This is a genomic window from Mesorhizobium atlanticum, assembly GCF_003289965.1.
GTDB lineage: Bacteria > Pseudomonadota > Alphaproteobacteria > Rhizobiales > Rhizobiaceae > Mesorhizobium > Mesorhizobium atlanticum.
In genome coordinates this window covers 110629-133125 of the sequence record NZ_QMBQ01000006.1, presented here as the reverse complement: position 1 = coordinate 133125, position 22497 = coordinate 110629, and the positions used below count along the sequence as shown (strand labels likewise).

Here is a 22497-nt window from a genome sequence, read left to right as displayed (position 1 = left end):
GCCGCGTGGGCGACAGCCGCCGGCGATGCCAGCGGCTGCCAGCATGGTCTAAAGCAGCGTGCCGCGCAGGATCACTAGCGCCACCGAGAAGTAGATCACCAGCCCGGTGACATCGACCAGCGTGGCGACGAACGGCGCAGACGCGCTCGCCGGGTCGAAGCCGATCCGCTTCAGCGCGAAGGGCAGCATCGATCCCGACAGCGAGCCAAAGGTGACGATGCCGATCAGCGCCGCGCCAACCGTCGCCGCGATCTGCATCCAGTGCGGACCGTAGTCGTAGAAGCCGAAATACTGCCAGAGCGCGATGCGGCAGATGCCGACAACCCCAAGGATCGAACCGAGCACCACCCCGGTCGGCAGCTCGCGCAGCGCCACCCGCCACCAGTCGCGCAGGCCGATCTCGCGCAGCGCAAGCGCGCGGATGACCAGCGAGGTTGCCTGCGAGCCGGAATTGCCGCCGGAGCTCATGATCAGAGGGATGAACAGCGTCAGCACGATCGCCTTCTCCAACTCGCCCTCATAGCTCTGCATGGCGTTGGCCGTCAGCATCTCGCTGAGGAATAGCGCGCAGAGCCAGCCGGCGCGTTTCTGGATCATGGCGAGGAAGCCCATTTTCATATAGGGCTCGTCCAACGCCTCCATGCCGCCGAAACGATGCACGTCCTCGGTCGTTTCCTCGATCATCGTGTCGATGATGTCGTCGACGGTGACGATGCCGAGGATCCTGCCGTGGTCCACCACCGGCAACGCGAGCAGGTCGTATTTGGAGATGGTCTGCGCCAGGTTCTCGCGATCGGTGAGCGGTGTCACCGTCACCGGCATACGAGCAGGCGCCACCGACAGGATCGAATCCTCCGGGTTGCCCGTGATCAACCGGCGCAAGCCGGTCGAACGCAGCAGCAACTGCGTCTCCGGATCGACGATGTAGATGGCGTAGATGGTTTCGCGCGTGCGCTCGACCTTGCGGATATAGTCGAGCGTGCGGCCGACGGTCCAATCCGAAGGCACGCTGACGAATTCCGTCGTCATGATCGAGGCGGCGCTGCCTTCCGGATAACCGAGGATGGACAGCAGCGTCGCGCGCAACGGCGGCGCAAGCGCGCCGAGTAGCTCCGAGCGGGCCGGCTCGTCCAGCTCGCGCAGGATGTCGGCCGCGCGGTCGACCGACATGGCGGTCAAAAGCTTGCTCGCCTTGGCGCGTGGCAGGGCTTCCGCGAGTTCCGGAGCGCTTTCGAGTTCCGGCTGATCGAAAATCTCGACCAGCCGCTCGAACGGAACCGCGCAGAGCAGCTCGATGGCCGTCTCACGGGGTTCGCGATTGAGGGCTTCGACGACGTCGGCGACGTGATCGTTGGCAAGAACACGGGCGATGGCGACGGCTTCGTCGTCCAGTACGGGTGCGAATTCGTTCATGGGCTCACTCCTTGCCGTCCGGCAAGACGTGAGCCATCAGGTCACGTCAAGGCGGACGGCGGTTGCGTTCGACTGTGACTGTCGCCAGGCATGGCGGATTGACCTTTCTGCTCGCGGGGTAGCGCATGACCCCGAAAATCGACTTCGATTTTCGGAAAAGATCATGCGCAATTCTAAGTTTCTACAGCGTCCTTTACGCGTCCGAAGGACGCGTGGCGCTGTAGTTGGAAATCAGCGAGCGGGCGCAACATAGGTGTGGTTTTTGCCGAGTCAATCGCAAGGGGCGCCGAAAATGGAGGCGGGGACGCCGGATCGCGAGACTGTGATCGAAGGAGGCCCGAATCGGGCCACGGCCACCGGTCAAGGGCTTGGTATAACTGCTATTTCTGCTTCAGCCGGCGGAAGCGCAGCCACTTGTCCTCGGTCGGCCGCGGCGGCTGGGTGAGGATGGTGGTGAGCTCGCGCGGCAGGCTGGGAGCAAGCAGCTTCTTGGTGGCGACGCCATCGGCGATCGCGACCACGCTGTGGTAGAATTCCTCGCCGGCAAGCGAGCGCGGCGGCACTGCCTCGTGCATGACGCTGATGACAGTGACGTTCGGACAATTGTCCTTGATCGCCTGGTGGAAGGCTATCTTGCCTTCGGGGTCGAGCGCGCCGGTCGCCTCATCGAGGAAGAGAAGTCCGGGCTGCTGCAGGATGATGCGCGCGACCACGAGCTTCTGCTTCTGGCCACCCGAAAGCACCTGGTCCCAGATCTTGCCTTCGCGGCTCTCGTCGGCCAGGTGTTCGATGAAGTCGCCGAGACCGGCCTTGTGCAAAGCCGCCGCCACCTGCGTTTCGCTATGGTCGTTCTCTGAACCCGGCAGGCAGACGAGTTGCCTCAGCGACACCTGCTGCAGCTTGACCTCCTGGGCAGCGTAGAAATTCGTCACGCCTTCCGGGAAGACGATGGTGCCGCGGCCATAAGGCCACAGGCCATTGATCGCCTTGATGAGCGAAGTCTTGCCGCAGCCGGACTCGCCCTTGAGGAAGGTCCATTCGCCGCGGCGGAAACGGAGGTTCGCGGCGCTGAGGAAAGGTGTGGCGTCCTCGCCCTGATGGGCGAGTTCCAGCTTCTGGATGGTAAGACCGAACACCGGATTCTGGGTTGCGTAGCTGAAGTCGGAGCGGCCGGTCTGCTGGTAGAATTCCTGCGGCTGCTGCACGCTCTCGATGGCATTGGCCAGCTCGGTCACGCGCTGAGCGTTGGCCCGCAAGGTGGCGATGTCCGGCATCACACGAATGAGCCAGGAGCACTGGCCAATCAATTGATTGAGCATCTCGGCGCCCGTCACATAGCCCTTCAGGTCGAGCTTGTTGTGAATGAAGGAGACCAGACCCGGCGCATAGGCGATGATGCGAAAGCCCATGAAATTGTGGATCGCCTCGAAGGAAGCGTAACAGACGGTGACGATATTGAACCGCGCCCAGGTCCGATCGATGTCGCTGTAGAGCCGGTTGTGCATGGTCTTCTGCACATCTTCTCCGCGCGAAGCCGCGACATGGAAACTGCGGCGCAGAAAGGTGGTCAATTCACCGCGATAGCTGCCCTCGGCCTGTTGCAGCCGCACATTCAATCTCTCCAGCGCCTTTCCGAGCTTTACGGCAATCCAAGTGTTGATCGGCACGTAGGTGGCGATAGCCAAGAGCGAAAGAACGGCTGTGCCGTAGCCACCCAGGAACTCCAGTCCGGTGACCTCTACCGAACTTTGGATAAGATTCTCGCCGATAAAATAAAGCGACGTGGCGACACCGAGCACGCCCATTGCAAGGCCGATCGCGCCGCCGGTCATGGCCTTCATCGATTCCTGGATACGCTGGTCGATATTGTCCGGTGCTGCGGTACCGGTGCTCGGCGAGCCGTGCTGCGCGTGGAAGTGCGTGTGATTGCCATCGAGCAGCGCTTCGTTGAACTGGCTGTTCAACCAGCCGCGCCATTTGCGGTGCAAGGTCGCCGACACCAGACTTCTCGCCCCCGCGATGCCGGCATCCTTGAGTACGAAGAGCACTATGACCAGCCCCGCATTGGTCAGCAGCGTCCTGAGCGGCGCGGTGTTGGCGGCGTCATGGTAGAAATTGACCGAATTGGTCAACTCACCCAGCATCAGGGCCAGCCAAACGCCGGTCTTGCTGAGCAGTGTTGTGAGGGCCGCGATGACGAGGGTGAGTGTCCAGGCTTCCTTCCACCGGTCGGAGAACCAGTAGGCTCGCATCAGCCCCCAGAATGTACGCATCGACGATACCGGCGTCAGGGGCGAGGTCTTTGCCTCGCTGGATGTTTGCTCCGGTACTGTACGTTGCGGTCTACCGACCCCAGTCACGATCCCGCCCAAACCTTTCTTAGTTTTGTTACACAGGGTAACACCAATTGATCATTTTCCATTAATTTTCTGGCGGGGAATGTGAACAGGGTTACCCGCCGTGGCGCGAGGGCAACAGAAAGCCAATACCGGGAGATCATTCATCGCGGCGATTTCGGCTTTTATTCCAGTGCGTTAAGGGCAATTGAGCCAGCAGGCGGAAAGCTTCCCTTAGGGAAGCAAAAAACACGGGTTTGTGAACGAAAAAAGGGTGCCGATCAGCCGAAATGGCTACTGCGTGGTGACCGGAATGCCCGAAAATTTACCGTCGGTGAGCTCTTCGAGCTTGCCCGATTCGTCTTTTCCGGAGGCGCTGAAATGACCGGAAATGGTCTTGCTGGCGGCGTCGTACTTGTCGATCACAATCTCGCCCGTGGCAAAACGGACATGGCCGACCATGGCGCCGGAATCCAGGATATTGAAGTTGGCGCTGTTCGCGGCCGACCCGGTCTTGAGCTCGTAGCTGCCGGCAAGGTCGTTCGGATCCTTCAGCACCATCATCGAATTGAAGGTCATGGTAGGCGACCCCTGTTCTGTTCCCGACAAGTTCAGCATCGGCTTGCCGCCCATCTGCATCGTCTGGGCCAAGGTGAAGGACGCCGTCCAGGGCTTGCCTTCGAAAGTCGCCGACATGACGGCTTCCTCGGCGGACACGCGCTGCAATGTCAGCGGAAGCCCGAGGGCGAGAGGCATGCACAACAGCAACAATGCGCGACGCCCGACCGCCATGCAGTACCCCTCAAATCAGCTGAATCCTTGGCGATTCTAGCTCAGGGCGGCGTACAAGGCGATTCACCAGATCGTGTTCGGCGGCGGGACAGGATTTGACAACGGCGCCCTCCCGGGTCGAACCTGCCCGGCGATGGTTTATGTCGAAGGGGGGATGACATGACTGCACGGAGAGTTGCTGTCGCGCTGCTCAGCATTTTCACCTGTGTGTCGGCGGCGCACGCCGCCAGCCAGAGCATTCCGGCCAGCTCCGAGGGCCAGGTCGAGTTCAACACGCCATCCGGCAATATCGGCTGCATCTACACGCCGAAGGGCGGCACCAGCACTTATCAGCCGCAGGATGGCGGGCCGGAGCTTTCCTGCTCGCGCGTCGAGCCGAGCTACGTCACGGTGATTTTGGGACCGAAGGGGCCGGCGACGCTGATCAAGAATCCCGGCGAGCAGGGTTGTTGCAGCGACGTGACCAAGCTCGGCTACGGCAACAGCTGGAGCAAGGGGCCGTTTTCCTGCCAGTCGTCGACGAAGGGACTGAGCTGCACGGGCAGCAATGGCCACGGATTCTTCCTGAGCAAGGCCAAGGTGTCCGCGAAGTAGGGGCGTAGTTCCAAGCGGAACCGCGCACAAGGAACGCTCAGCCAGCGGCGGTTTCCAGCTCGCCGCGCGCCTTGGCCTGGGCGACCTGGCGGATGGCGTCGGCAAGCGTAGCGGCATCCTGCGCGCCCATCACCGCATATTTGCCTTCGAGCAGGAAGCAGGGCACGCCGGTGATGCCCATGCGCGAAGCGGTGGCGATCTCGTTGCGGACGGCCTCGACGTCGGCATCGGTCGGCAGCAGCGTCTCGACCACCGACGCATCCATGCCGGCCTCTCCGGCAGCCTTCACCAGCACGGCATGGTCGCCGATGTTGACGCCTTCCTCAAAATTCAGCTGGAAGAGGCGGCGCACCAGCCGGTTTTGCACATCTTCGCCCGCGGCGCCCGCCCAGCGGATGACGCGATGAGCGTCCAGCGTGTTGGCGGCGACCTTGATAGCGCCGAATGCGAAGTGGATTCCCTCCGCCTCGCCGAGCGGTTCGATGCGCGCGTGGATCTGTTGAATGCGTTCCTCGCTGCCGAACTTGCCGAGCATGTATTGGCGGCGATCCATGCCTCCAGGCGGGATTGTCGGATCGAGCTGGAACGGCCGCCAGCGGACATGCACGTCGACGTCAGCCGTGGCAATGGCCTTATCCAGGCGCTTCTGGCCGATGAAGCACCACGGGCAGACGACATCGGACACAACATCGACAGTGATGGAGTTCTCGGCGCTCATGCTCGTCTCCTGTTTGGTCTCGATTGGGGCTGGGCTTGCATCAGTTGGGCTTTCGCCACCAGGTCGGCAGCTGATAGCCGAATATGGGGGTCTTTTGCGGATGTTCCAGATAGCTCCAGTAAGCGAGCCATTGCTGCGTGTTGTATTGCATCGGCACGATGTAGTTGCCTGAGATCAGCAGCCGGTCGAGCACGCGCACCGCCGCGACATAGTCTTCCTTGGTACGAGCGTTCAGCATCGCGTCGATCGCGGCGTCGATCGCCGGATCGGCGACGCCGGCGAGGTTGAACGACCCTTCGGTCTTCGCGGCGACCGATCCCCAGCGGCCGAGCTGCTCGCTGCCGGGCGACAGGGAGTTGCTGAAACCGCTGGTGCCGATCAGCACCTCGAAGTCGTAACGCTGCTTGCGCGACTGGATCTGGTCGCCGTCGAGGGTGCGGATGCCGACGTTGATGCCGATCTTCTCCAGCGTGCGCTGGTAGATGGCTGCCAGCCGCTCTTCGTCCTGCGACGAGGTCAGGATCTCGAAGCCAAAAGGGTTTCCCTGTGGGTCGAGCATCCTGCCGTCCTGGACGCGGAAGCCGGCGCCTTTCAGCAATTCGAAGGCCGCCTTGAGCACCTTGCGATCCTGGCCCGAACCGTCCGTCACTGGCGGGCGCCAGGTGCCGTCCATCACATCCGGCGGCACGCGGCCGGGGTAGGGCGCAAGCAGCGCCTTTTCGCGATCGTCGGCCGGGTGACCGAGCGCGGACAGCTCGGAGTTCTGCCAATAGCTCATGGTGCGGTTGAACTTGCCGCCGAACAGGTTCTTGTTCGCCCATTCGAAGTCGTAGAGCATGCCGAGCGCGCGCCGCACGACCGGATTGGCGAATTTCGGCAGCCGGGTGTTGAACAGGAAGCCGGTCACCACCGGGGGAATGCCGGTGTTGAAATATTCCTCCTTCACATCGCCCCTTCGGAATGCCGGAAAGTCGATGTCGCGCTCGCGCTTGACCGGATCCGTCTCATCATCGAGGGCGCAGATGCCTTTCTTGAACGCCTCCGTCTTGGCATTGGCGTTGAGAAAATACTCGATGGTGACCTGGTCGAAATTGTCGAAGCCGCGCTTGGACGGGACGTCCTTGCCCCAATAATCCGGATTGCGCTTGAAGACGATGCGCTGCCCCGGCAGCACCTTGTCCACGGTATAGGGGCCGCTGCCGACCAGCGGCTTCAGCGTGGTCTTGTCGAACGTCTCCTTGTCGAAGGCGTGCTTGGGAACGATGGGCGTCAGCGCAACGATGAGGGGGAATTCGCGATTGGCCTTGTCGTTGAAGGTGAATTTCACGCTGTGCTCGCCGGTCTTCTCCAGCTTGGCGATCATGCTCATGCGATCGCTGTAGGGCGGGCGGCCCTTGTCCTTGAAAACGTCGTAGGTGAACAGCACGTCCTCCGGCGTCACCGGCTGGCCGTCCGACCATTTTGCATTGGGATTGAGATGGAACTCGATCGACTTGCGATCCGCATCCATGTCGGCGCTGTCGGCAAGCAGGCCGTAGAGGCTGAAAGGCTCGTCATAGTTGCGCTGCATCAGCGGCTCGAAGACGAGATTGCCGTAGACCGTATCGATCATACCGCGCGCGGTGGTGCGCAGGCTTTTCAGGATAAAGGGGTTGAGGTTGTCGAAGGAGCCGACGACGCAATAGGTGACGGTACCGCCTTTCGGCGCGTCCGGGTTGACGTAGTCGAAATGCTGGTAGCCGGGCGGCAGCGCCGGCTCGCCCTGCATGGCTATGCCGTGCTTCGGCTCCGACTGCGCCGGAAGGAGCGAAAGAGCCAGAAACGAGGTCGCGGCGATCAGTTGGACGAGAACGCGGTCCATGACCGTCTCCTTGCCGGGCAGCTTTGTGATTCGCCATGCACCCTAGTGCATTTCGCCACCTGATTGAATCGGCGCGCCAACGGGAATCGGGTTCTGCCGCCCCATCGCCGATCGATGCCCGCTCCTGGGGACACGAAACCACCAAGAAAACGCGGAAACCGGGCTGGATTCGACGTCGCTGGCAGTGTAACACGCGCTCCGAAGTCATCCTGTTGCCTCATTTGGGCAACAGGTAGCTGGACCACACGGCACGAAGAAGCCGGTCCCCGGGATCATTTGAGAGGAAAGTGCACCATATGACGATCAACGCGTACCGCCTTTCGGTGCTGGCCGCAGGCGTGGTCGGCGTTCTGGGCGCCGGGCTTTTCACCGCCTCGGCTCAGCAGCAGCCGCAGATCCCGCAGGGTTGGTTCAAGGCCTGCACCAAGCAGGAAGACGTCGACATCTGCAACGTGCAGAATATCGTCACCGCCGGCAACGGCCAACTCGTCACCGGCGTCAGCCTGATCGAGCTCAAGGGCAAGGTGAACCGCAAGGTCTTCCAGGTCACGGTTCCGACCGGCCGCCTCGTGCCTCCCGGCATCGCGCTCCAGATCGATGCCGGCAAGGCGCAGAAGCTCGACTATGTGATCTGCTTCCCGGATCGCTGCGTGGCGGAAGTGCCGCTGAGCGACCAGCTCGTCGCTTCCTTCAAGAAGGGGCAGGGGATCACGCTGACGTCGATCAACTTCCAGAACCAGCCGAACCCGATCAAGATCGCGCTCACCGGCTTCAGCGGCGCCTATGACGGCCCGCCGCTGCAGCAGTCGGACATCGAGGACCGGCAGAAGAAGCTGCAGGACTTCGTCGCCAAGAACAACCAGGACTTCGCCAAGAAGCTCAAGGACGAGCAGGACAAGGCCAAGACTGCGAACTGATCGCGGAAGCGCGTTTCTCGGACACAAAAAAGCGGGGCATTTGCCCCGCTTTTTTGTTACCTGCATTCAATGCTTCGAATGACGTTTCGGCTCGTAGCGGCCGTCCGGCAGCTTGTCGAACATCTCGCCGATCTGCGGATGCCGTACCGGCTCGCCCGACCGGTCCTCGAGCAGGTTCTGCTCGGAAACATAGGCGATGTATTCGGTCTCCGAATTTTCCGCCAGAAGATGGTAGAAAGGCTGGTCCTTGCGCGGCCGCACATCGGCGGGAATGGCTTCGTACCATTCCTCGGTGTTGGCGAATTCGGGGTCGACGTCGAAGATCACGCCGCGAAACGGAAACAGCCTGTGGCGAACCACTTGCCCGATCGAGAATTTGGCCGTTTTCATCGCATTCACCACTCAGGTTCCGAGGCGCCTTTCGTGGCCGCGCACAGGGCGCCTAAGACTTTGAATTTACACGTCACGCAGCCAAAAATCGACCCCGACTTTCGGCTTGGGCCTATTTGGCGCAGGCGCGGCCGCAATTCAATAGCCGTGGTCCGTGCTGCAAGCCACGGACGGGCTGCGCGTAAGGTTTCGCGGGCGGCGTCGAAAACGCGGCAAGCGGCTTCTAATGCCCGGCCGGTTTGCGCAGGCCGCCGGCAATAGCGCGAAAGCCGCTGCCCGGCCGCAATCCCTCGCGCATGAAGAAAGCCCGCAGCGGCGCGAAGCTGCCCAGCGCATTGAGGCCGGCGCTGCGCGCCAGCTGTGCGGGCAGCATGTCGGACAGCAGCGACATGTTGAGCAGATTCACCGCGCCGCTGCGCGCCCATATGTCGGGCCGGCGCCTGGTGTCATAGGCGGCAAGACTCCTGCTCGACCCCGGATCGTCGCGATTTTCGCTGGCGATTCCAATCAGATCGTCGATGTCCCTGATGCCGAGGTTGAGCCCTTGGGCGCCGATTGGCGGAAACACATGCGCCGCCTCGCCGACGAGCGCGACGCGATTTTGCGCGAACCGGGCGGGCGAAGCCGCCGACAAAGGATAGATCTGGCGACCCGGCTCGACCGAGATCCGGCCGAGCATCGATTGCATCTGCTGCTCGATACGCTCCGATAGGGTTGCATCATCGAGCGCGGCAAGCTCTTGCGCCGTCTCCGGCTTCACGACCCAGACAAGGCTCGAGCGCCTGCCGGGCAGTGGCACCTGGGTGAACGGCCCCGTTTCGGTATGGAACTCGGTCGAAACGAAGCCGTGGTCGCTGCGGTGGCCGAAATTGAGGACAAGCGCCGATTGCGGATAAGGCCGCGCGAAAGCGCGAATGCCGGCGGCTTCCCGCGCTGGAGACAAGCGCCCGTCGGCGGCGACCGCCAGGGATGCCGACACCCCGCTGCCGTCGGCCAGCGTTGCATGGGCATGGTCGGCGTCGAGGCTCCAGGATTCGACAGTGGATTTCAGCCAATGAATGCCGTCATGCGCTGAAGCCGCCTTGGCGAGGATCGGAATAAGGGCCTTGTTCGGCAGATTAAGGCCGAACTGTTCCTCGCCGATCTCGCTGGCGCGGAAGGTCACGGTCGGGCTGCGGATCAGCCGCCTTGTGGCATCGACGATGCGCATCACCTTGAGAGCCGCGGCCTGCGGCTTGAGTTCGGCCAGGACGCCCAGCCGTTCAAGAACCTTCAGGGCCGGGTTCATGAGGGCCGTGGTGCGGCCATCGGTGGTGTTGGCCCCGGGACCGACCAGCGTCACCTCGAAGCCAGCCTGGGCGAAGCCGAGCGCCGCAATCAGGCCGGCCGGACCGCTGCCGGCAATCAGGATGCGGGCTTTGTCGTTGTGATCCACGTCATGCTTCCACGTTGGAAGGCGCCCCGTCGGGCCTTTATCCAGGATATAGGTCAGATCAGCCGGCTTGATCAACGCGGCGATTCAGCCCATTCGGTTGCCATGAGCGGGGAGCGGCAGGATTTCAACCATCTCGACCGCGCGGGCCGCGCGACGGCCGGCGTGGCGCGCAGTCCGCGCTTTGCGGTCACGCTCGCGGTGGGCGTCGCCATCGCCCTTGCATGGTTGCTTCTTGGCGCAATGGCGATTCGCGGCGCCGAAAGCAGCCTTGGCGGCAGGCCCGGCGATATGCTGCTCAAAAATCTCCCGAGCCTGCCTTTGCCGGATGTTCTCGACCGGTTCTTCGCTCTCTGCCTTGCGCCCGTGCCGCTTGCCGGCCCTGCCGGCCTGCAGGCGCCGGCGCTTGTGCTGATGTGGTTCCTGATGGCGGTGGCCACGATGCTGCCTTCCGCCGCGCCGCTGATCCGCACCTATTGCGAAATCGCAGACACGGCGAGGATCAAGGGCGAGCCGGTTGTTCATCCGCTGGTGCTCGTCACCGGGTACCTCACCACATGGCTTGGCGCATCGGTGGCTTTCGCCGCGCTGACGCTCGCGGTCTACGCTTTTGCCGGTTCCGGCCGAATGCTCGACCCTGCCGTCGGTATTGCCGGCGCCGCCTCGCTGCTCATCGCCGGCCTCTATCAATTCAGCGGTCTCAAACAGGCGTGCCTTGAAAAATGCCGCAACCCCTTCTCGATCCTGTTCGCCAATTGGAGCGCGAAACCGGGCCGCATCTTCCACCTGGGATTGGAGCAGGGCGTCTGGTGCCTTGGCTGCTGCTGGGCGCTGATGCTGGTGATGTTCGCCGTCGGCGCGATGAACGTCTTCTGGATGGCGCTGATCGGCCTGTTCACCCTGATCGAAAAACAGACCGCCGGCAGGGTGGCCAGCCGGGTTGCCGGTACGATACTGCTTGTGTGGGCGGTAGCCCTGCTATTAGTTTCGGCGTAAGGGGAGAATTCGATGACCGACCAAAGCTGGGCGATGAAAGGGGAGCTGGTACTCTCCTGCAATTGCACGGTTTTCTGCCCCTGTGTGCTGTCGCTCGGCAGCCACCCGCCGACGGAAGGCTACTGCCAGACCTGGGCGGGTTTCCGCATCGATGCCGGCCATTTCGGCGAAGTCGACCTTTCGGGTCTCAACCTCGGCCTGATCATGGAAATTCCCGGCTATATGAGCCGCGGCAACTGGACCGCCGGCCTGTTCATCGACAAACGGGCGTCGGTGTATGCGGTCAAGGCGCTGACCAAGATCTTCACCGGCAAGGCCGGCGGCACCACGTCGCTGCTGTCGATCCTTGTCGGGAAATTCCTCGGCGTCGAGCAGGTGCCGATCACCTATGAGACGCGTGACCGGACGCGCGTGTTCCAGATACCGAAGATCATCGACGGTGCGGTGACGCCGATCCCGGGCAAGGACCGTGAAAAGGATACGGTGATCACCAATTCCGAATATTGGATCGCGCCGGAAATCATCGTGGCGAAGTCCGACAAGAGCAAGATGCGCGCCTTCGGCCGCAACTGGAATTTTGCCGGCCGCTCGGCCGAAATCTGCAAGCTGGACTGGCGGGGACCGTGAGCAAGAACACAACGGCCAGGAAAGCCGCGAAGAAGATCGCGCAGCGGATACCGTTGCCGAAGAAGAAGGTGACGTGGCCGCAGGCGCGCGCGTTCTCCGTTCATCTGCTGACCGCGTCGGGATCGTTCCTTGCCTTCCTGTCGTTGGTGGCTGCCAGCGAGCAACGCTGGACGGCAATGTTCTGGTGGCTGGGGCTGGCGCTGTTCGTCGACGGCATCGACGGGCCGATCGCCCGCAAGCTCGAGGTCAAGGAGATCCTGCCGACTTGGTCGGGAGAACTCCTCGACAACATCATCGACTACGTCACCTACGTGCTCATCCCGGCCTTTGCGCTCTATCAGCGCGGCTTCATGGGCGAGAATCTCTCTTTCCTGTCGGCGGCAATCATCGTCGTTTCCAGCGCGATCTACTACGCCGACACTGGCATGAAGACGAAGGAGAACTTCTTCAAAGGTTTCCCGGTCGTCTGGAACATGGTGGTGTTCACGCTGTTCGTCATCGAGCCAGGGCAATGGGTGTCGTTCGCCGTGGTGGTGGTTGCCGGCATTTTGACCTTCCTGCCGATCAATTTCATTCATCCGGTGCGCGTCGTGCGCCTGAGGCCGCTCAATCTCGGCATGACGCTTTTGTGGTGCGCCTTCGGCGCGCTGGCGCTGGCGCAGGCTGCGCTTGCCGCCTTCTATGACAAGATCGGCGTGCTTAGCGAGCAGGTCAGCGACTTCACCAAAATCGGCATCACGATCACCGGCCTCTATCTCGCCTGCATCGGGGGCATCATGCAGATGTTTCCCAATCTGGGCGGCAGAAAACCCTGATCCTGGATCAGGATATTTTTGGTCGAATGGTCATCCTGACCTAGCTATCTATCGGCGCATGATCTTTCGAACATCGGCTCTCCCTTTCGGGGTCATGCTCCAGTCTACGTATCCTTCAGAGAGTTGAGCGATGTCCAAGGCAATCCGCATCCACGCCCATGGCGGCCCCGAAGTCCTGGCTTATGAAGATGCCGAACCCGGCCAGCCGGGAGAAGGCCAGATCCTGATCCGGCACACGGCGATCGGCCTCAACTTCATCGACGTCTATCACCGCTCGGGGCTTTATCCGCCACCTGGCGGCTTCCCGCTGATCCCGGGCGGCGAGGCGGCGGGCGTCGTGCTGGCGCCCGGCGCCGGCGTCGACTGGCTGAAGCCCGGCGACCGTATCGCCTATGCGGTCAATGTCGGCGCTTATGCCGAGCAGCGGGTGATCGCTGCCGACCGCGTGGTCAAGGTGCCGGACGGCATCAGCGACGAGCAGGCGGCGGCGATGATGCTGAAGGGCATGACGGCGGAATATCTCTTGCGCCGTACCTTCCCGGTCAAGGCTGGCGACACGATCCTCTACCACGCGGCTGCGGGAGGCGTCGGCCTGATCCTCGGCCAATGGGCGAAGCATCTCGGCGCGACCGTGATCGGCACCGCGAGTTCCGCCGACAAGATCGAGCTCGCGCGGGCGCATGGCTTCGATCATGTCATCAACTACAAGGAGCAGGATTTCGTCGCCGGCGTCGCGGCGCTCACCGGCGGGAAGAAATGCGACGTCGTCTACGATTCCGTCGGCGCCGATACGTTTCCGGCATCGCTCGATTGCCTGCGTCCGCTCGGCATGTTCGTCAGCTTCGGCCAGTCATCCGGGCCGATCCCGCCTTTCTCGATGTCGCTGCTGGCGCAGAAGGGCTCGCTCTATGCCACCCGGCCGACGCTCTTCGTCTACAACGCCAGGCGCGAGGATCTGGTGAAGTCGGCCGAAGCGCTTTTCGATGTGGTCAAAAGCGGCGCCGTCGAGATCAAGATCAATCAGCGCTACGCGCTGAAGGACGCAGGAAAGGCGCAAGCTGATCTTGAAGCCCGCAAGACGACGGGAACGACCGTCCTCATTCCTTAAGCCAACTGCCTTGTTTTTCAGCGGCTTGCCATGTCCGGAGGCATGGCGAGGCTGGAAAGCGCTGCGGATTTGCCGTTGTTCTCAAGAGGTCTATCTTAGCCCTTGAGTTTCCGCTGAAATTCTTGAAGCTCTTTCAAGTTGGGTGCTGCTTTCCGATGGGAGCCGGCCGCGCATACCATGCTTTCGGGAACACAGAACATATCCGGGAAACTGGATGGGAGGCACTGTGAGTGCAAATCATGACAGGTCGAACCTGCTTGAGGTTCGTGGCCTTACCAAGATTTTTGGCACGCTGACGGCGTGCGATCACATCGATCTCAACATCGCAAAGGGCGAAATCCACGCGCTGCTCGGCGAGAACGGAGCCGGCAAGTCGACGCTGGTCAAGATGCTGTTCGGCTCGCTGGAGCCGAACTCGGGCGAGATCTTCTGGGACGGCAAGGCAGTCAGGATCACCAGCCCGGGCGTGGCGAAGAAGCTCGGCATCGGCATGGTGTTCCAGCATTTCTCGCTGTTCGAGGCGCTGACGGCGGCCGAGAACATCGCGCTTTCGCTCAATGACGGTTCGCCGATCAGCACCATCGCGGCGAAGGCGAGGGCGCTCTCCTTCAGCTATGGGCTGCCGCTCGATCCGGACTCCCTGGTCGGCGACCTCTCCGTCGGCGAGCGCCAGCGCATCGAGATCATCCGCTGCCTCTTGCAGACGCCGCAGCTCATCATCCTCGACGAGCCGACCTCGGTGCTGACGCCGCAGGAGGCCGACAAACTGTTCGAAACGCTGGAGCGGCTGCGCTCGGAAGGCAAATCGATCCTCTATATTTCGCACCGGCTGGAAGAGGTCAAACGCATCTGCGACAGCGCTACCGTGCTGCGTCACGGCAAGGTGGTCGGCCACTGCAACCCGCGGGAGGAGACCGCCGCATCGCTTGCCCGCATGATGGTCGGCAGCGAGGTGAAGGCCGTGGAGCGCGCGCCGGCCGAAGGCATCGAGACCGCGCCGGCGTTGCTGGAAATCCGGGGGCTGACGCGCAAGCCGGCGACGCCCTTCGCCATCCCGCTGAAGAACATCAATCTCACCGTGCGCGCCGGTGAAGTCATCGGCATCGCCGGCGTTGCCGGCAACGGCCAGGGCGAGTTCTTCGAATCCGTCTCCGGCGAAGTGCTGCAGCAGGACGCGGGTTCGGTGCGCATCCGCGGCAAGGATGCCGGCGCACTCTCCATCACCGGCCGGCGACTGATGGGCGCCGCCTTCGTGCCGGAAGAGCGCCTGGGACACGGCGCCGCCCCGCGCATGAAGCTTTCGGAGAACCTGCTGCTTTCGCGTCACGCCACCGACGGCAAGGCTTTCGTCGGCTCAGCCGGCATGGTCAAGAACAGCGCCGTCTATAGCGCCGCCCAGCGTATCATCACCGCCATGGACGTGCGCAAGAGCGCGCCCGATCCGGAGGCGGCCGCGCTCTCGGGCGGCAATCTGCAGAAATTCATCGTCGGTCGCGAACTCGACCGCAAGCCGAGCGTCATGATCGTCAACCAGCCGACCTGGGGCGTGGACGCAGGCGCGGCCGCTCGCATTCGCCAGGCCCTGATCGAGCTTGCCCGCAGCGGCTCCGCCGTCCTGGTCATCAGCCAGGACCTCGACGAATTGTTCGAGCTGTCGGATGCGATCGCGGTCATGCACAACGGGGAATTGTCGGCGCCGCTGCCGATCGCCGAGGCGACTTTCGAGAAGATCGGCCTCCTGATGGGTGGCGCCGAGCCCGGCCACGCCGAACACAGCCTGGAGATGGCATGATGCGCATCGAACTGGTCAAACGTCCGCAGCGCTCGGCGCTGTTTTCGGTGCTGTCGCCTTTCATTGCCTTCGCGCTGACGATGATCGCCGGCGGCATCATGTTCGCATTGCTCGGCGTCAATCCGCTGGATGCATTCAACATCTATTTCATCCAGCCGATCAGCGAAGTCTGGCAATTGCACGAGCTGGCCATCAAGGCGGCGCCCCTCATCCTGATCGCTGTCGGCCTGTCGGTCTGCTACAAGGCCAACATCTGGAACATCGGCGCCGAAGGCCAGTTCATCTTTGGCGCGATCTTCGGCTCGATCATCCCGGTGCTGTTCCCGCAATTCGAAGGCCCGTTGGTGATCCCCCTGATGCTCCTGCTGGGCATGGTCGGCGGCGCCTTTTACGCATCGATCCCGGCGTTTTTGAAGACGCGCTTCAGCACCAATGAGATCCTGACCAGCCTGATGCTGGTCTATGTCGCGCAGCTTTTCCTCGACTGGCTGGTGCGCGGCCCATGGCGCGATCCGCAAGGCCATGGCTTCCCGCAGACCATCCAGTTCGGCGATTCCGCCGTGCTGCCCGAACTGATGCCCGATGCCGGCCGCGCCAATTGGGGCATCCTCTTCGCGCTGGTCGCCGCGGTGGCGATCTGGCTGATGATGAGCCGCATGCTGAAAGGTTTCGAGGTGCGCGTGCTGGGCTCCAGCCCAAGGGCAGGGCGCTTTGCGGGCTTCGGCTTCAACCGGATGGTGTTCTTCACCTTCCTTCTGTCCGGGGCGCTGGCCGGCCTTGCCGGAATCTCGGAAGTCTCCGGCGCCATCGGACAATTGCAGCCGGTGATCTCGCCCGGCTACGGCTTCACCGCCATCATCGTCGCCTTCCTCGGCAGGCTCAATCCGCTCGGCATCGTGGCCGCGGGCCTGGTGCTGGCGCTGACCTATCTCGGCGGCGAGGCGGTGCAGAGCGCGCTCGGCATCTCCGACAAGGTGGCGCGGGTCTTCCAGGGCATGCTGCTGTTCTTCGTGCTCGGCTGCGACACGCTCATCCACTACCGCATCCGCCTGATCGGCATGGCGCTGACGAAGGCGAATGGCACGGCGCAACTCGAAGCGGCGCCCAAGCTCGAGGAGGCCCGCTGATGGACATCACCGTCAACATCCTTTTGACCATCGCGACCGCCGCGACGCCGCTGCTGATCGCGGCGATCGGCGAACTGGTGGTCGAGCGGTCGGGCGTGCTCAATCTCGGCGTCGAGGGCATGATGATCATGGGGGCCGTCGGCGGCTTCGGCGCCGGCTATCTCACGGGATCGCCTTGGATCGGACTGCTCGCCGCGATCATCGTCGGCGCGCTCTTCTCGCTGCTCTTCGCCGTGATGACCCTGTCGCTCGCGACCAACCAGGTGGCGACCGGCCTGTCGCTGACACTGCTCGGCCTCGGCCTCTCCGGCATGATCGGCACCAGCTTCGTCGGCCAGCCGGGCGTCAGGCTGCCCAACCTGGACATCCCTGGACTGAGCTCAATTCCGGTCGTCGGCAGGCTGATCTTCGGCCAGGATCCGGTCTTCTACATCTCCATCGCGCTGACCGCGGCGGTCATGTGGTTCCTGTTCAGGACGCGCACCGGTCTTACGCTTCGCTCGATCGGCGACAGCCATACGTCGGCGCATGCACTCGGCATCAAGGTCATCCGCTACCGTTATCTGGCCGTGATCTTCGGCGGCGCCTGCGCCGGCCTTGCCGGCGGGCACCTGTCGCTGGTCTATACCCCGCAATGGGTCGAGAACATGAGCGCGGGGCGCGGCTGGATCGCTCTGGCGCTGGTGGTGTTCGCTTCCTGGCGCCCGTGGCGGGTGCTGGCCGGCGCCTACATCTTCGGCGCGGTGTGGATCGGCCAGCTTCATGCACAGGCTTTTGGCATTCCGGTGCCGTCGCAGTTTCTTTCTTCGCTGCCCTATCTGGCAACCATCGTGGTTCTCGTTCTAATCTCGCGCAACAAGCGGCTGACGATGATGAACACGCCGGCTTCGTTGGGGCAGCCATTCGTTCCGGATCGTTGACGACAACAAAAAGACGGGAAGCTCCAAGGCTTAACTCAGAGAGGTAACACTATGAAAAAACTGCTTATTGCGTTGATGACAACTGCCGCGGCCCTGTCGGTCGCGGCAACCGCCGAGGCGGCCGACAAGCTGAAGGCCTGCTGGGTCTATACGGGCCCGATCGGCGATTTCGGCTATTCCTATCAGCACGACCAGGGCCGCCTGGAAGTGGAGAAGGCGCTCGGCGACAAGGTCGAAACCGCCTATCTCGAAAACGTCTCGGAAGGCCCCGACGCCGACCGCGCCTTCGAGCGCCTGGCGCGCGAGAAGTGCAAGATCATATTCGGCACATCGTTCGGCTTCATGGACGCCGAGGTGAAGGTCGCCAAGAAATTCCCGAAGGTGATGTTCGAGCATGCCACCGGCTACAAGACCGGCGCCAATCTCGGCATCTACAACGCGCGCTTCTATGAAGGCCGCTATGTGCTCGGCCAGATCGCGGCCAAGGAATCGAAGAAGGGGCTCGCCGGCTACATCGTCTCCTTCCCGATCCCCGAAGTGGTGATGGGCATCAACTCCTTCATGCTCGGCGCGCAGTCGGTCAATCCCGACTTCAAGATCAAGATCGTGTGGGTGAACTCCTGGTTCGATCCGGGCAAGGAAGCCGACGCGGCCAAGGCGCTGTTCGACCAGGGCGCCGACATAATCGTCCAGCATACCGATTCCACTGCGGCCCTGCAGGTCGCCGAGGAGCGCAAGCTGCACGGCTTCGGCCAGTCGTCCGACATGATCAAGTTCGCGCCGAACGCGCAGCTGACCGCGCTCACCGACGAGTGGGGTCCCTACTATATCAGCCGCGTCCAGGCCGCGCTCGACGGCACCTGGAAACCCGACAATGTGTGGCTCGGCATCAAGGACGGCGCCGTCAAGCTCGCGCCCTTCACCAACATGCCCGACGACGTCAAGGCGATGGCAGAGGCGACCACCAAGAAGATCGCCGGCGGCTGGAACCCCTTCACCGGACCGGTCTCCAAGCAGGACGGCTCGCCGTGGCTGAAAGACGGCGAGGTCGCCGACGACGGCACGCTGCTCGGCATGAATTTCTACGTTAAGGGCGTCGACGACAAGCTGCCGCAATAAGCGGCAAGCCGTAAAGCCAGAAACGGAAAAGGGCGCCGCGCGGCGCCCTTTCTCATTCGGTGTGCCTTCGCTGTCGAGGACGATCAGACGGCCGATCCATAAAGGTCGTAAGCGTCGGCGCGGTCGATCTTGACCGTGACGATGTCGCCGGCGCGCAGCGGGCGGCGGGACTGGATGTGCACGGAGCCGTCGATCTCCGGCGCGTCGTATTTGGTGCGGCCCTTGGCCGATGTGCCGTGCGCCTCGTCGATCAGCACCGGCAGGCGCTTTCCGACTTTTTTTGCCAACTGCGCGGCGGAAATCTTCTGCTGGCGCTGCATGAAACGGTGCCAGCGCGCTTCCTTGATCTCCTGCGGCACCTGCTCCAGGCCGAGATCATTGGAGCGCGCGCCCTTGACCGGCTCGTATTTGAAGCAGCCGGCGCGGTCAATCTTGGCTTCGTCCAGCCAGTCGAGCAGCATCTGGAAATCGTCTTCGGTCTCGCCGGGGAAGCCGACGATGAAGGTCGAGCGGATGGCGAGATCGGGGCAGACCTCTCGCCAGCCGCGGATGCGGTCCAGCGTTTTTTCGCCATGCGCGGGGCGCCGCATGTTCCTCAGCACCTGCGGCGAGGCGTGCTGGAAGGGGATATCGAGATAGGGGAGGATCTTCCCTTCCGCCATCAGCGGAATGACATCTGCGACATGCGGGTAGGGGTACACATAGTGCATGCGTATCCAGATGCCGAGCTTACCGAGCTCCTCGGCAAGGTCGAGGAATTTCGCCCGCACCTCGCGATCGCCGAACATCGACGTCTGGTATTTGATGTCGATGCCGTAGGCGCTGGTGTCCTGCGAGATGACGAGGATTTCCTTGACGCCGGCCTTGGCGAGTTTTTCCGCCTCGCGCAGCACGTCCGCCGCCGGTCGCGAGACGAGATCGCCACGCAGCGCCGGGATGATGCAGAAGGTGCAGCGGTTGTTGCAGCCCTCGGAGATCTTCAGATAGGCGTAGTGGCGCGGCGTGAGCTTCACGCCCTGCGGCGGCAAAAGGTCGACATAGGGATCGTGGCTGGGCGGAGCGGCCTCATGCACCGCGGCCATCACGCTCTCATAGGCCTGCGGGCCGGTGATCGCCAGCACATTGGGATGCTTCTCGCGGATGACCTCCGGCTCGGCGCCGAGGCAGCCGGTGACGATGACGCGGCCGTTTTCCGAAAGCGCGGAACCGATGGCGTTGAGCGACTCGTCGCGGGCGGAATCGAGGAAGCCGCAGGTGTTGACGACGACGAGGTCGGCGCCGTCGTGCTTGCGCGCGATCTCATAGCCTTCGGCGCGGAGCCGCGTAATGATGCGCTCGGAATCGACGAGCGCTTTCGGGCATCCAAGACTGACGAAACTGACGCGTGGGGCGGACATAAACCTGTTTTCCAAGAGGTGATGGCGAGATCGAGGATTGAGCCTGAGGCTCTGAAGGTCGATCTACGGCGCGGCTTTGAGCCATTTCGCGCGGCGCAATAGCACGCTTCGACGGAGAAGCAAACTGCCGTCGACCAGGACAAGAGGCGTGCGTCAGACACTCGCCATGAAGAGCGCTAGTGGCCGTCCGGCCCGAACCACGGCGCCAGGAAGGCAAAATGGTCGGGGAACTGCTGCACCGCACCTCCCAAAAGCATGTTCACCGCGACGTAGAGGATGATCAGCAGGCCGATATAGGCGATCCAGCGATATCTATGCAGCAGGCGCGCGACAAAGGATGCGGCAAAACCCATCAGCGCGATCGATAGGGCCAGCCCGATGATCAGCACAGTCGGATGCTTCATGGCGGCGCCCGCGACGGCGAGCACATTGTCGAGCGACATCGAGACATCGGCGATCACGATCTGCCAGGCGGCCTGCGAGAATGTCTTGCGTGCACCCTTGCCGGCGACGGATCCGTCTTTGTTGTAATCGCTGTTCGATAGCGCTTCGGTCGCGTCGCGCTCGTCGTCATGGCTGACGCGCAGTTCGCGCCACATCTTCCAGCACACCCACAAAAGCAGAAGCCCGCCCGCGATAAGCAGCATCGGGCCGATGCTCAGCAGCCATTGCGTGATGAGGGCGAAGATGATGCGCAGGACCGTGGCCGCGGCGATGCCGACAATGATGGCGCGCTTGCGCTGATCAGCCGGGAGGCCGGCGGCCGCGAGGCCAATCACAATTGCGTTGTCGCCGGCGAGCGCGAGATCGATTGCGACGACCTGGAGGAGAGCTGAAAGGCCTGCGGCAGTGAATATTTCCATAGACTAGAAATCCCTTGCCTGAAATGCGGGTCGCCCAATACCCAGACGGCCCTAAAGGCATGGTTCAACGGCGTCAAGACGCAGGTTCGGACATCGCCGGAAAACGGCGCCGCCAGCGCAAGTCCTCAACGATTTCGGGTGTTCGCTGGTCAGGCGGACGGGCGAAAACTAGAGCGTTTCACCGTTTCACGGAAACGGCGAGCCGCTCTATCCCTTTGTTTGGACGCAATTCCGGGCGGAACGCTACGGCGAAGACGCCGAGCCTAACCGCTCACACTTTTCCTGGAATTGCTCTAGTCGTAGAGATTGTATTTGGCCCAGTCGGCTTCCGGGATTTCATCGCCGATCTTGTAGCGGAACTGCAGCACCTGCATATGATCCGGCGCGGTCTGGCATTTGAACTTCAACCGGTACCATTGGCCTTTGCTGCGGAAGGCGGCGCCCGAGCTCTTGATGGCATCGGCGCTCATCTGCGGCGTGGCAAAGGCGTAGGCCACGACGCGGTCGGCCTTGTAGTTGTGGTCGTCGTGGCTGATCCGGTCGAGCACTTCTGCGTCACAGCGCTGCTCGAGACGAGTTTCGGGATCGAGTTTCATCAGGCCGGCGCGCAACGCATTGTCCATCGCCTTGGCCGGCAAGACCGGCGTCAGCGACGCCAGAACCATCAGGCTGAGCTTTTTCATGGGCGCGAGAAGCAGCATATTTTGTCCGAGAAATCAAATAACCGCTGCTTTACCGATCGTTGGCTGCAAGGGCTGCAGCGGCGCCTTCGAGCTGCGGCCGAATTCGCCGCCAGGCGACCGTTGGCGGCCGCAATTTACAGAATCGCCAATAAGCTTGGAATGTCCGTTCCCTCGTCAGGGTCGCCACGTCGTGCATTTCCTACGGCGGGCTGCGATACGCCCAGAAAAAGTCAGCCCTGCAAACCGGCTCGGAAGGTCCCGCCTGGAGCCCTATTCGCTTGCGCCGGGGCAGCACTAGCTCATCGTGGCGGGAGGCACCTGGCAGGAAAAATAAGCAAATCCAAATGGTTCAATACTTTCCGCGTCGGTCCGACGCGCGGCGGATTACTTGGCGCCGATAACAAATCCGTGAGCTCGAGAGCCGGCCGGCAGTTGGAGCGACGTTGACAAGGTGTTTCCCTTGGGTCAGGCCATAGCCAGACGGGGACGGGTCGCACAGCCCGGGGGGACTGCGGCAATGGCGAAGATCGAGACGGCCAAAGGGTCGAAGTTCGGCCTCGGGCGTGTTTTGCGCGGCCGTCATTCCGATCCTGCCGC

General features: G+C 62.6%; 20 protein-coding genes. 10 read left to right on the top strand and 10 right to left on the bottom strand.

Annotated elements, in window-relative coordinates; translation table 11 throughout:
• Positions 1 to 48 precede the first annotated feature (48 nt).
• From mgtE to DPM35_RS21350, 3 genes are all read right to left on the bottom strand, one after another.
• Positions 49 to 1413, bottom strand: a complete 1365-nt coding sequence (gene mgtE, locus DPM35_RS21360; RefSeq protein ID WP_112129234.1) for a magnesium transporter — start codon at positions 1411 to 1413, stop codon at positions 49 to 51.
• A gap of 380 nt (positions 1414 to 1793) precedes the next feature.
• Entirely contained in the window at positions 1794 to 3686 is a 1893-nt protein-coding gene (locus DPM35_RS21355; protein ID WP_181592094.1) for an ABC transporter ATP-binding protein/permease, read from the bottom strand.
• A gap of 357 nt (positions 3687 to 4043) precedes the next feature.
• Positions 4044 to 4445, bottom strand: a complete 402-nt coding sequence (locus tag DPM35_RS21350) for a DUF6252 domain-containing protein (protein ID WP_146767976.1) — start codon at positions 4443 to 4445, stop codon at positions 4044 to 4046.
• Between the two features lie 255 nt (positions 4446 to 4700).
• Here DPM35_RS21350 and DPM35_RS21345 point away from each other — a divergent pair, with 255 nt between their 5' ends.
• Entirely contained in the window at positions 4701 to 5135 is a 435-nt protein-coding gene (locus DPM35_RS21345) for a hypothetical protein (RefSeq protein WP_112129232.1), read from the top strand.
• 37 nt (positions 5136 to 5172) lie between these two features.
• On the opposite strand, the gene DPM35_RS21340 is transcribed toward DPM35_RS21345, so the two are convergent.
• Together DPM35_RS21340 and DPM35_RS21335 are read right to left on the bottom strand one after the other, a co-directional pair.
• Positions 5173 to 5853, bottom strand: coding sequence for a DsbA family oxidoreductase (locus tag DPM35_RS21340; protein WP_112129231.1), 681 nt, complete (start codon positions 5851 to 5853; stop codon positions 5173 to 5175).
• A 40-nt stretch (positions 5854 to 5893) separates the two neighbouring features.
• Positions 5894 to 7714 (bottom strand): extracellular solute-binding protein, encoded by a 1821-nt coding sequence (locus DPM35_RS21335; protein WP_112129230.1) that lies wholly within the window; start codon positions 7712 to 7714, stop codon positions 5894 to 5896.
• A gap of 296 nt (positions 7715 to 8010) precedes the next feature.
• On the opposite strand from DPM35_RS21335, the gene DPM35_RS21330 reads away from it, so the two are divergent.
• On the top strand, positions 8011 to 8631 hold the full coding sequence (locus DPM35_RS21330; protein ID WP_095765425.1) for an invasion associated locus B family protein: 621 nt from the start codon (positions 8011 to 8013) through the stop codon (positions 8629 to 8631).
• A 66-nt stretch (positions 8632 to 8697) separates the two neighbouring features.
• Here the strand turns inward: DPM35_RS21330 and hspQ are convergent, their stop codons facing one another.
• Together hspQ and DPM35_RS21320 are read right to left on the bottom strand one after the other, a co-directional pair.
• Positions 8698 to 9021: a heat shock protein HspQ gene (gene hspQ / locus DPM35_RS21325; RefSeq protein ID WP_181592093.1), complete on the bottom strand. Its 324-nt coding sequence runs from the start codon at positions 9019 to 9021 to the stop codon at positions 8698 to 8700.
• 223 nt (positions 9022 to 9244) lie between these two features.
• On the bottom strand, positions 9245 to 10456 hold the full coding sequence (locus DPM35_RS21320) for a UbiH/UbiF family hydroxylase (RefSeq protein ID WP_112129436.1): 1212 nt from the start codon (positions 10454 to 10456) through the stop codon (positions 9245 to 9247).
• Positions 10457 to 10558: 102 nt separating this feature from the next.
• Between DPM35_RS21320 and DPM35_RS21315 the strand changes: the two genes are divergently transcribed.
• From DPM35_RS21315 to DPM35_RS21280, 8 genes are all read left to right on the top strand, one after another.
• Positions 10559 to 11449, top strand: coding sequence for a DUF2182 domain-containing protein (locus DPM35_RS21315; RefSeq protein ID WP_112129228.1), 891 nt, complete (start codon positions 10559 to 10561; stop codon positions 11447 to 11449).
• 12 nt (positions 11450 to 11461) lie between these two features.
• Entirely contained in the window at positions 11462 to 12076 is a 615-nt protein-coding gene (locus tag DPM35_RS21310; protein WP_040982853.1) for a DUF1326 domain-containing protein, read from the top strand.
• 47 nt (positions 12077 to 12123) lie between these two features.
• Positions 12124 to 12891, top strand: coding sequence for a phosphatidylcholine synthase (gene pcsA, locus DPM35_RS21305; protein WP_245431610.1), 768 nt, complete (start codon positions 12124 to 12126; stop codon positions 12889 to 12891).
• A 130-nt stretch (positions 12892 to 13021) separates the two neighbouring features.
• On the top strand, positions 13022 to 13999 hold the full coding sequence (locus DPM35_RS21300; RefSeq protein WP_112129226.1) for a quinone oxidoreductase family protein: 978 nt from the start codon (positions 13022 to 13024) through the stop codon (positions 13997 to 13999).
• 214 nt (positions 14000 to 14213) lie between these two features.
• On the top strand, positions 14214 to 15791 hold the full coding sequence (locus tag DPM35_RS21295; protein ID WP_181592092.1) for an ABC transporter ATP-binding protein: 1578 nt from the start codon (positions 14214 to 14216) through the stop codon (positions 15789 to 15791).
• On the top strand, positions 15788 to 16918 hold the full coding sequence (locus tag DPM35_RS21290; protein ID WP_112129225.1) for an ABC transporter permease: 1131 nt from the start codon (positions 15788 to 15790) through the stop codon (positions 16916 to 16918). The genes DPM35_RS21295 and DPM35_RS21290 overlap by 4 nt, the downstream gene beginning before the upstream one ends.
• Positions 16918 to 17838, top strand: coding sequence for an ABC transporter permease (locus DPM35_RS21285; protein WP_112129224.1), 921 nt, complete (start codon positions 16918 to 16920; stop codon positions 17836 to 17838). Before DPM35_RS21290 ends, DPM35_RS21285 begins: the two co-directional genes overlap by 1 nt.
• Positions 17839 to 17889: 51 nt before the next feature.
• The gene (locus DPM35_RS21280) at positions 17890 to 18957 is read left to right on the top strand and encodes a BMP family ABC transporter substrate-binding protein (RefSeq protein ID WP_112129223.1); all 1068 of its coding nucleotides are present in this window, start codon (positions 17890 to 17892) and stop codon (positions 18955 to 18957) included.
• Between the two features lie 83 nt (positions 18958 to 19040).
• Here DPM35_RS21280 and rimO read toward each other — a convergent pair whose 3' ends face one another.
• The 3 genes from rimO to DPM35_RS21265 form a co-directional block, all read right to left on the bottom strand.
• Entirely contained in the window at positions 19041 to 20354 is a 1314-nt protein-coding gene (gene rimO, locus DPM35_RS21275; protein WP_112129222.1) for a 30S ribosomal protein S12 methylthiotransferase RimO, read from the bottom strand.
• Between the two features lie 176 nt (positions 20355 to 20530).
• The gene (locus tag DPM35_RS21270; RefSeq protein WP_112129221.1) at positions 20531 to 21217 is read right to left on the bottom strand and encodes a TerC family protein; all 687 of its coding nucleotides are present in this window, start codon (positions 21215 to 21217) and stop codon (positions 20531 to 20533) included.
• A 293-nt stretch (positions 21218 to 21510) separates the two neighbouring features.
• Entirely contained in the window at positions 21511 to 21918 is a 408-nt protein-coding gene (locus DPM35_RS21265; RefSeq protein ID WP_181592091.1) for a DUF930 domain-containing protein, read from the bottom strand.
• Positions 21919 to 22497 lie beyond the last annotated feature (579 nt).

What these genes read in the sequence shown, in the direction of transcription:
- DPM35_RS21270 (WP_112129221.1), bottom strand. Translation starts at nt 21,217, where the DNA reads ATGGAAATATTCACTGCCGCAGGCCTTTCAGCTCTCCTCCAGGTCGTC.
- DPM35_RS21345 (WP_112129232.1), top strand. Translation starts at nt 4,701, where the DNA reads ATGACTGCACGGAGAGTTGCTGTCGCGCTGCTCAGCATTTTCACCTGT.
- DPM35_RS21295 (WP_181592092.1), top strand. Translation starts at nt 14,214, where the DNA reads ATGGGAGGCACTGTGAGTGCAAATCATGACAGGTCGAACCTGCTTGAG.
- DPM35_RS21355 (WP_181592094.1), bottom strand. Translation starts at nt 3,686, where the DNA reads ATGCGTACATTCTGGGGGCTGATGCGAGCCTACTGGTTCTCCGACCGG.
- DPM35_RS21285 (WP_112129224.1), top strand. Translation starts at nt 16,918, where the DNA reads ATGGACATCACCGTCAACATCCTTTTGACCATCGCGACCGCCGCGACG.
- DPM35_RS21330 (WP_095765425.1), top strand. Translation starts at nt 8,011, where the DNA reads ATGACGATCAACGCGTACCGCCTTTCGGTGCTGGCCGCAGGCGTGGTC.
- DPM35_RS21265 (WP_181592091.1), bottom strand. Translation starts at nt 21,918, where the DNA reads ATGCTGCTTCTCGCGCCCATGAAAAAGCTCAGCCTGATGGTTCTGGCG.
- DPM35_RS21315 (WP_112129228.1), top strand. Translation starts at nt 10,559, where the DNA reads ATGAGCGGGGAGCGGCAGGATTTCAACCATCTCGACCGCGCGGGCCGC.
- DPM35_RS21350 (WP_146767976.1), bottom strand. Translation starts at nt 4,445, where the DNA reads ATGTCGGCGACTTTCGAAGGCAAGCCCTGGACGGCGTCCTTCACCTTG.
- DPM35_RS21300 (WP_112129226.1), top strand. Translation starts at nt 13,022, where the DNA reads ATGTCCAAGGCAATCCGCATCCACGCCCATGGCGGCCCCGAAGTCCTG.
- hspQ (WP_181592093.1), bottom strand. Translation starts at nt 9,021, where the DNA reads ATGAAAACGGCCAAATTCTCGATCGGGCAAGTGGTTCGCCACAGGCTG.
- rimO (WP_112129222.1), bottom strand. Translation starts at nt 20,354, where the DNA reads ATGTCCGCCCCACGCGTCAGTTTCGTCAGTCTTGGATGCCCGAAAGCG.
- mgtE (WP_112129234.1), bottom strand. Translation starts at nt 1,413, where the DNA reads ATGAACGAATTCGCACCCGTACTGGACGACGAAGCCGTCGCCATCGCC.
- DPM35_RS21340 (WP_112129231.1), bottom strand. Translation starts at nt 5,853, where the DNA reads ATGAGCGCCGAGAACTCCATCACTGTCGATGTTGTGTCCGATGTCGTC.
- DPM35_RS21280 (WP_112129223.1), top strand. Translation starts at nt 17,890, where the DNA reads ATGAAAAAACTGCTTATTGCGTTGATGACAACTGCCGCGGCCCTGTCG.
- DPM35_RS21335 (WP_112129230.1), bottom strand. Translation starts at nt 7,714, where the DNA reads ATGGACCGCGTTCTCGTCCAACTGATCGCCGCGACCTCGTTTCTGGCT.
- DPM35_RS21310 (WP_040982853.1), top strand. Translation starts at nt 11,462, where the DNA reads ATGACCGACCAAAGCTGGGCGATGAAAGGGGAGCTGGTACTCTCCTGC.
- DPM35_RS21290 (WP_112129225.1), top strand. Translation starts at nt 15,788, where the DNA reads ATGATGCGCATCGAACTGGTCAAACGTCCGCAGCGCTCGGCGCTGTTT.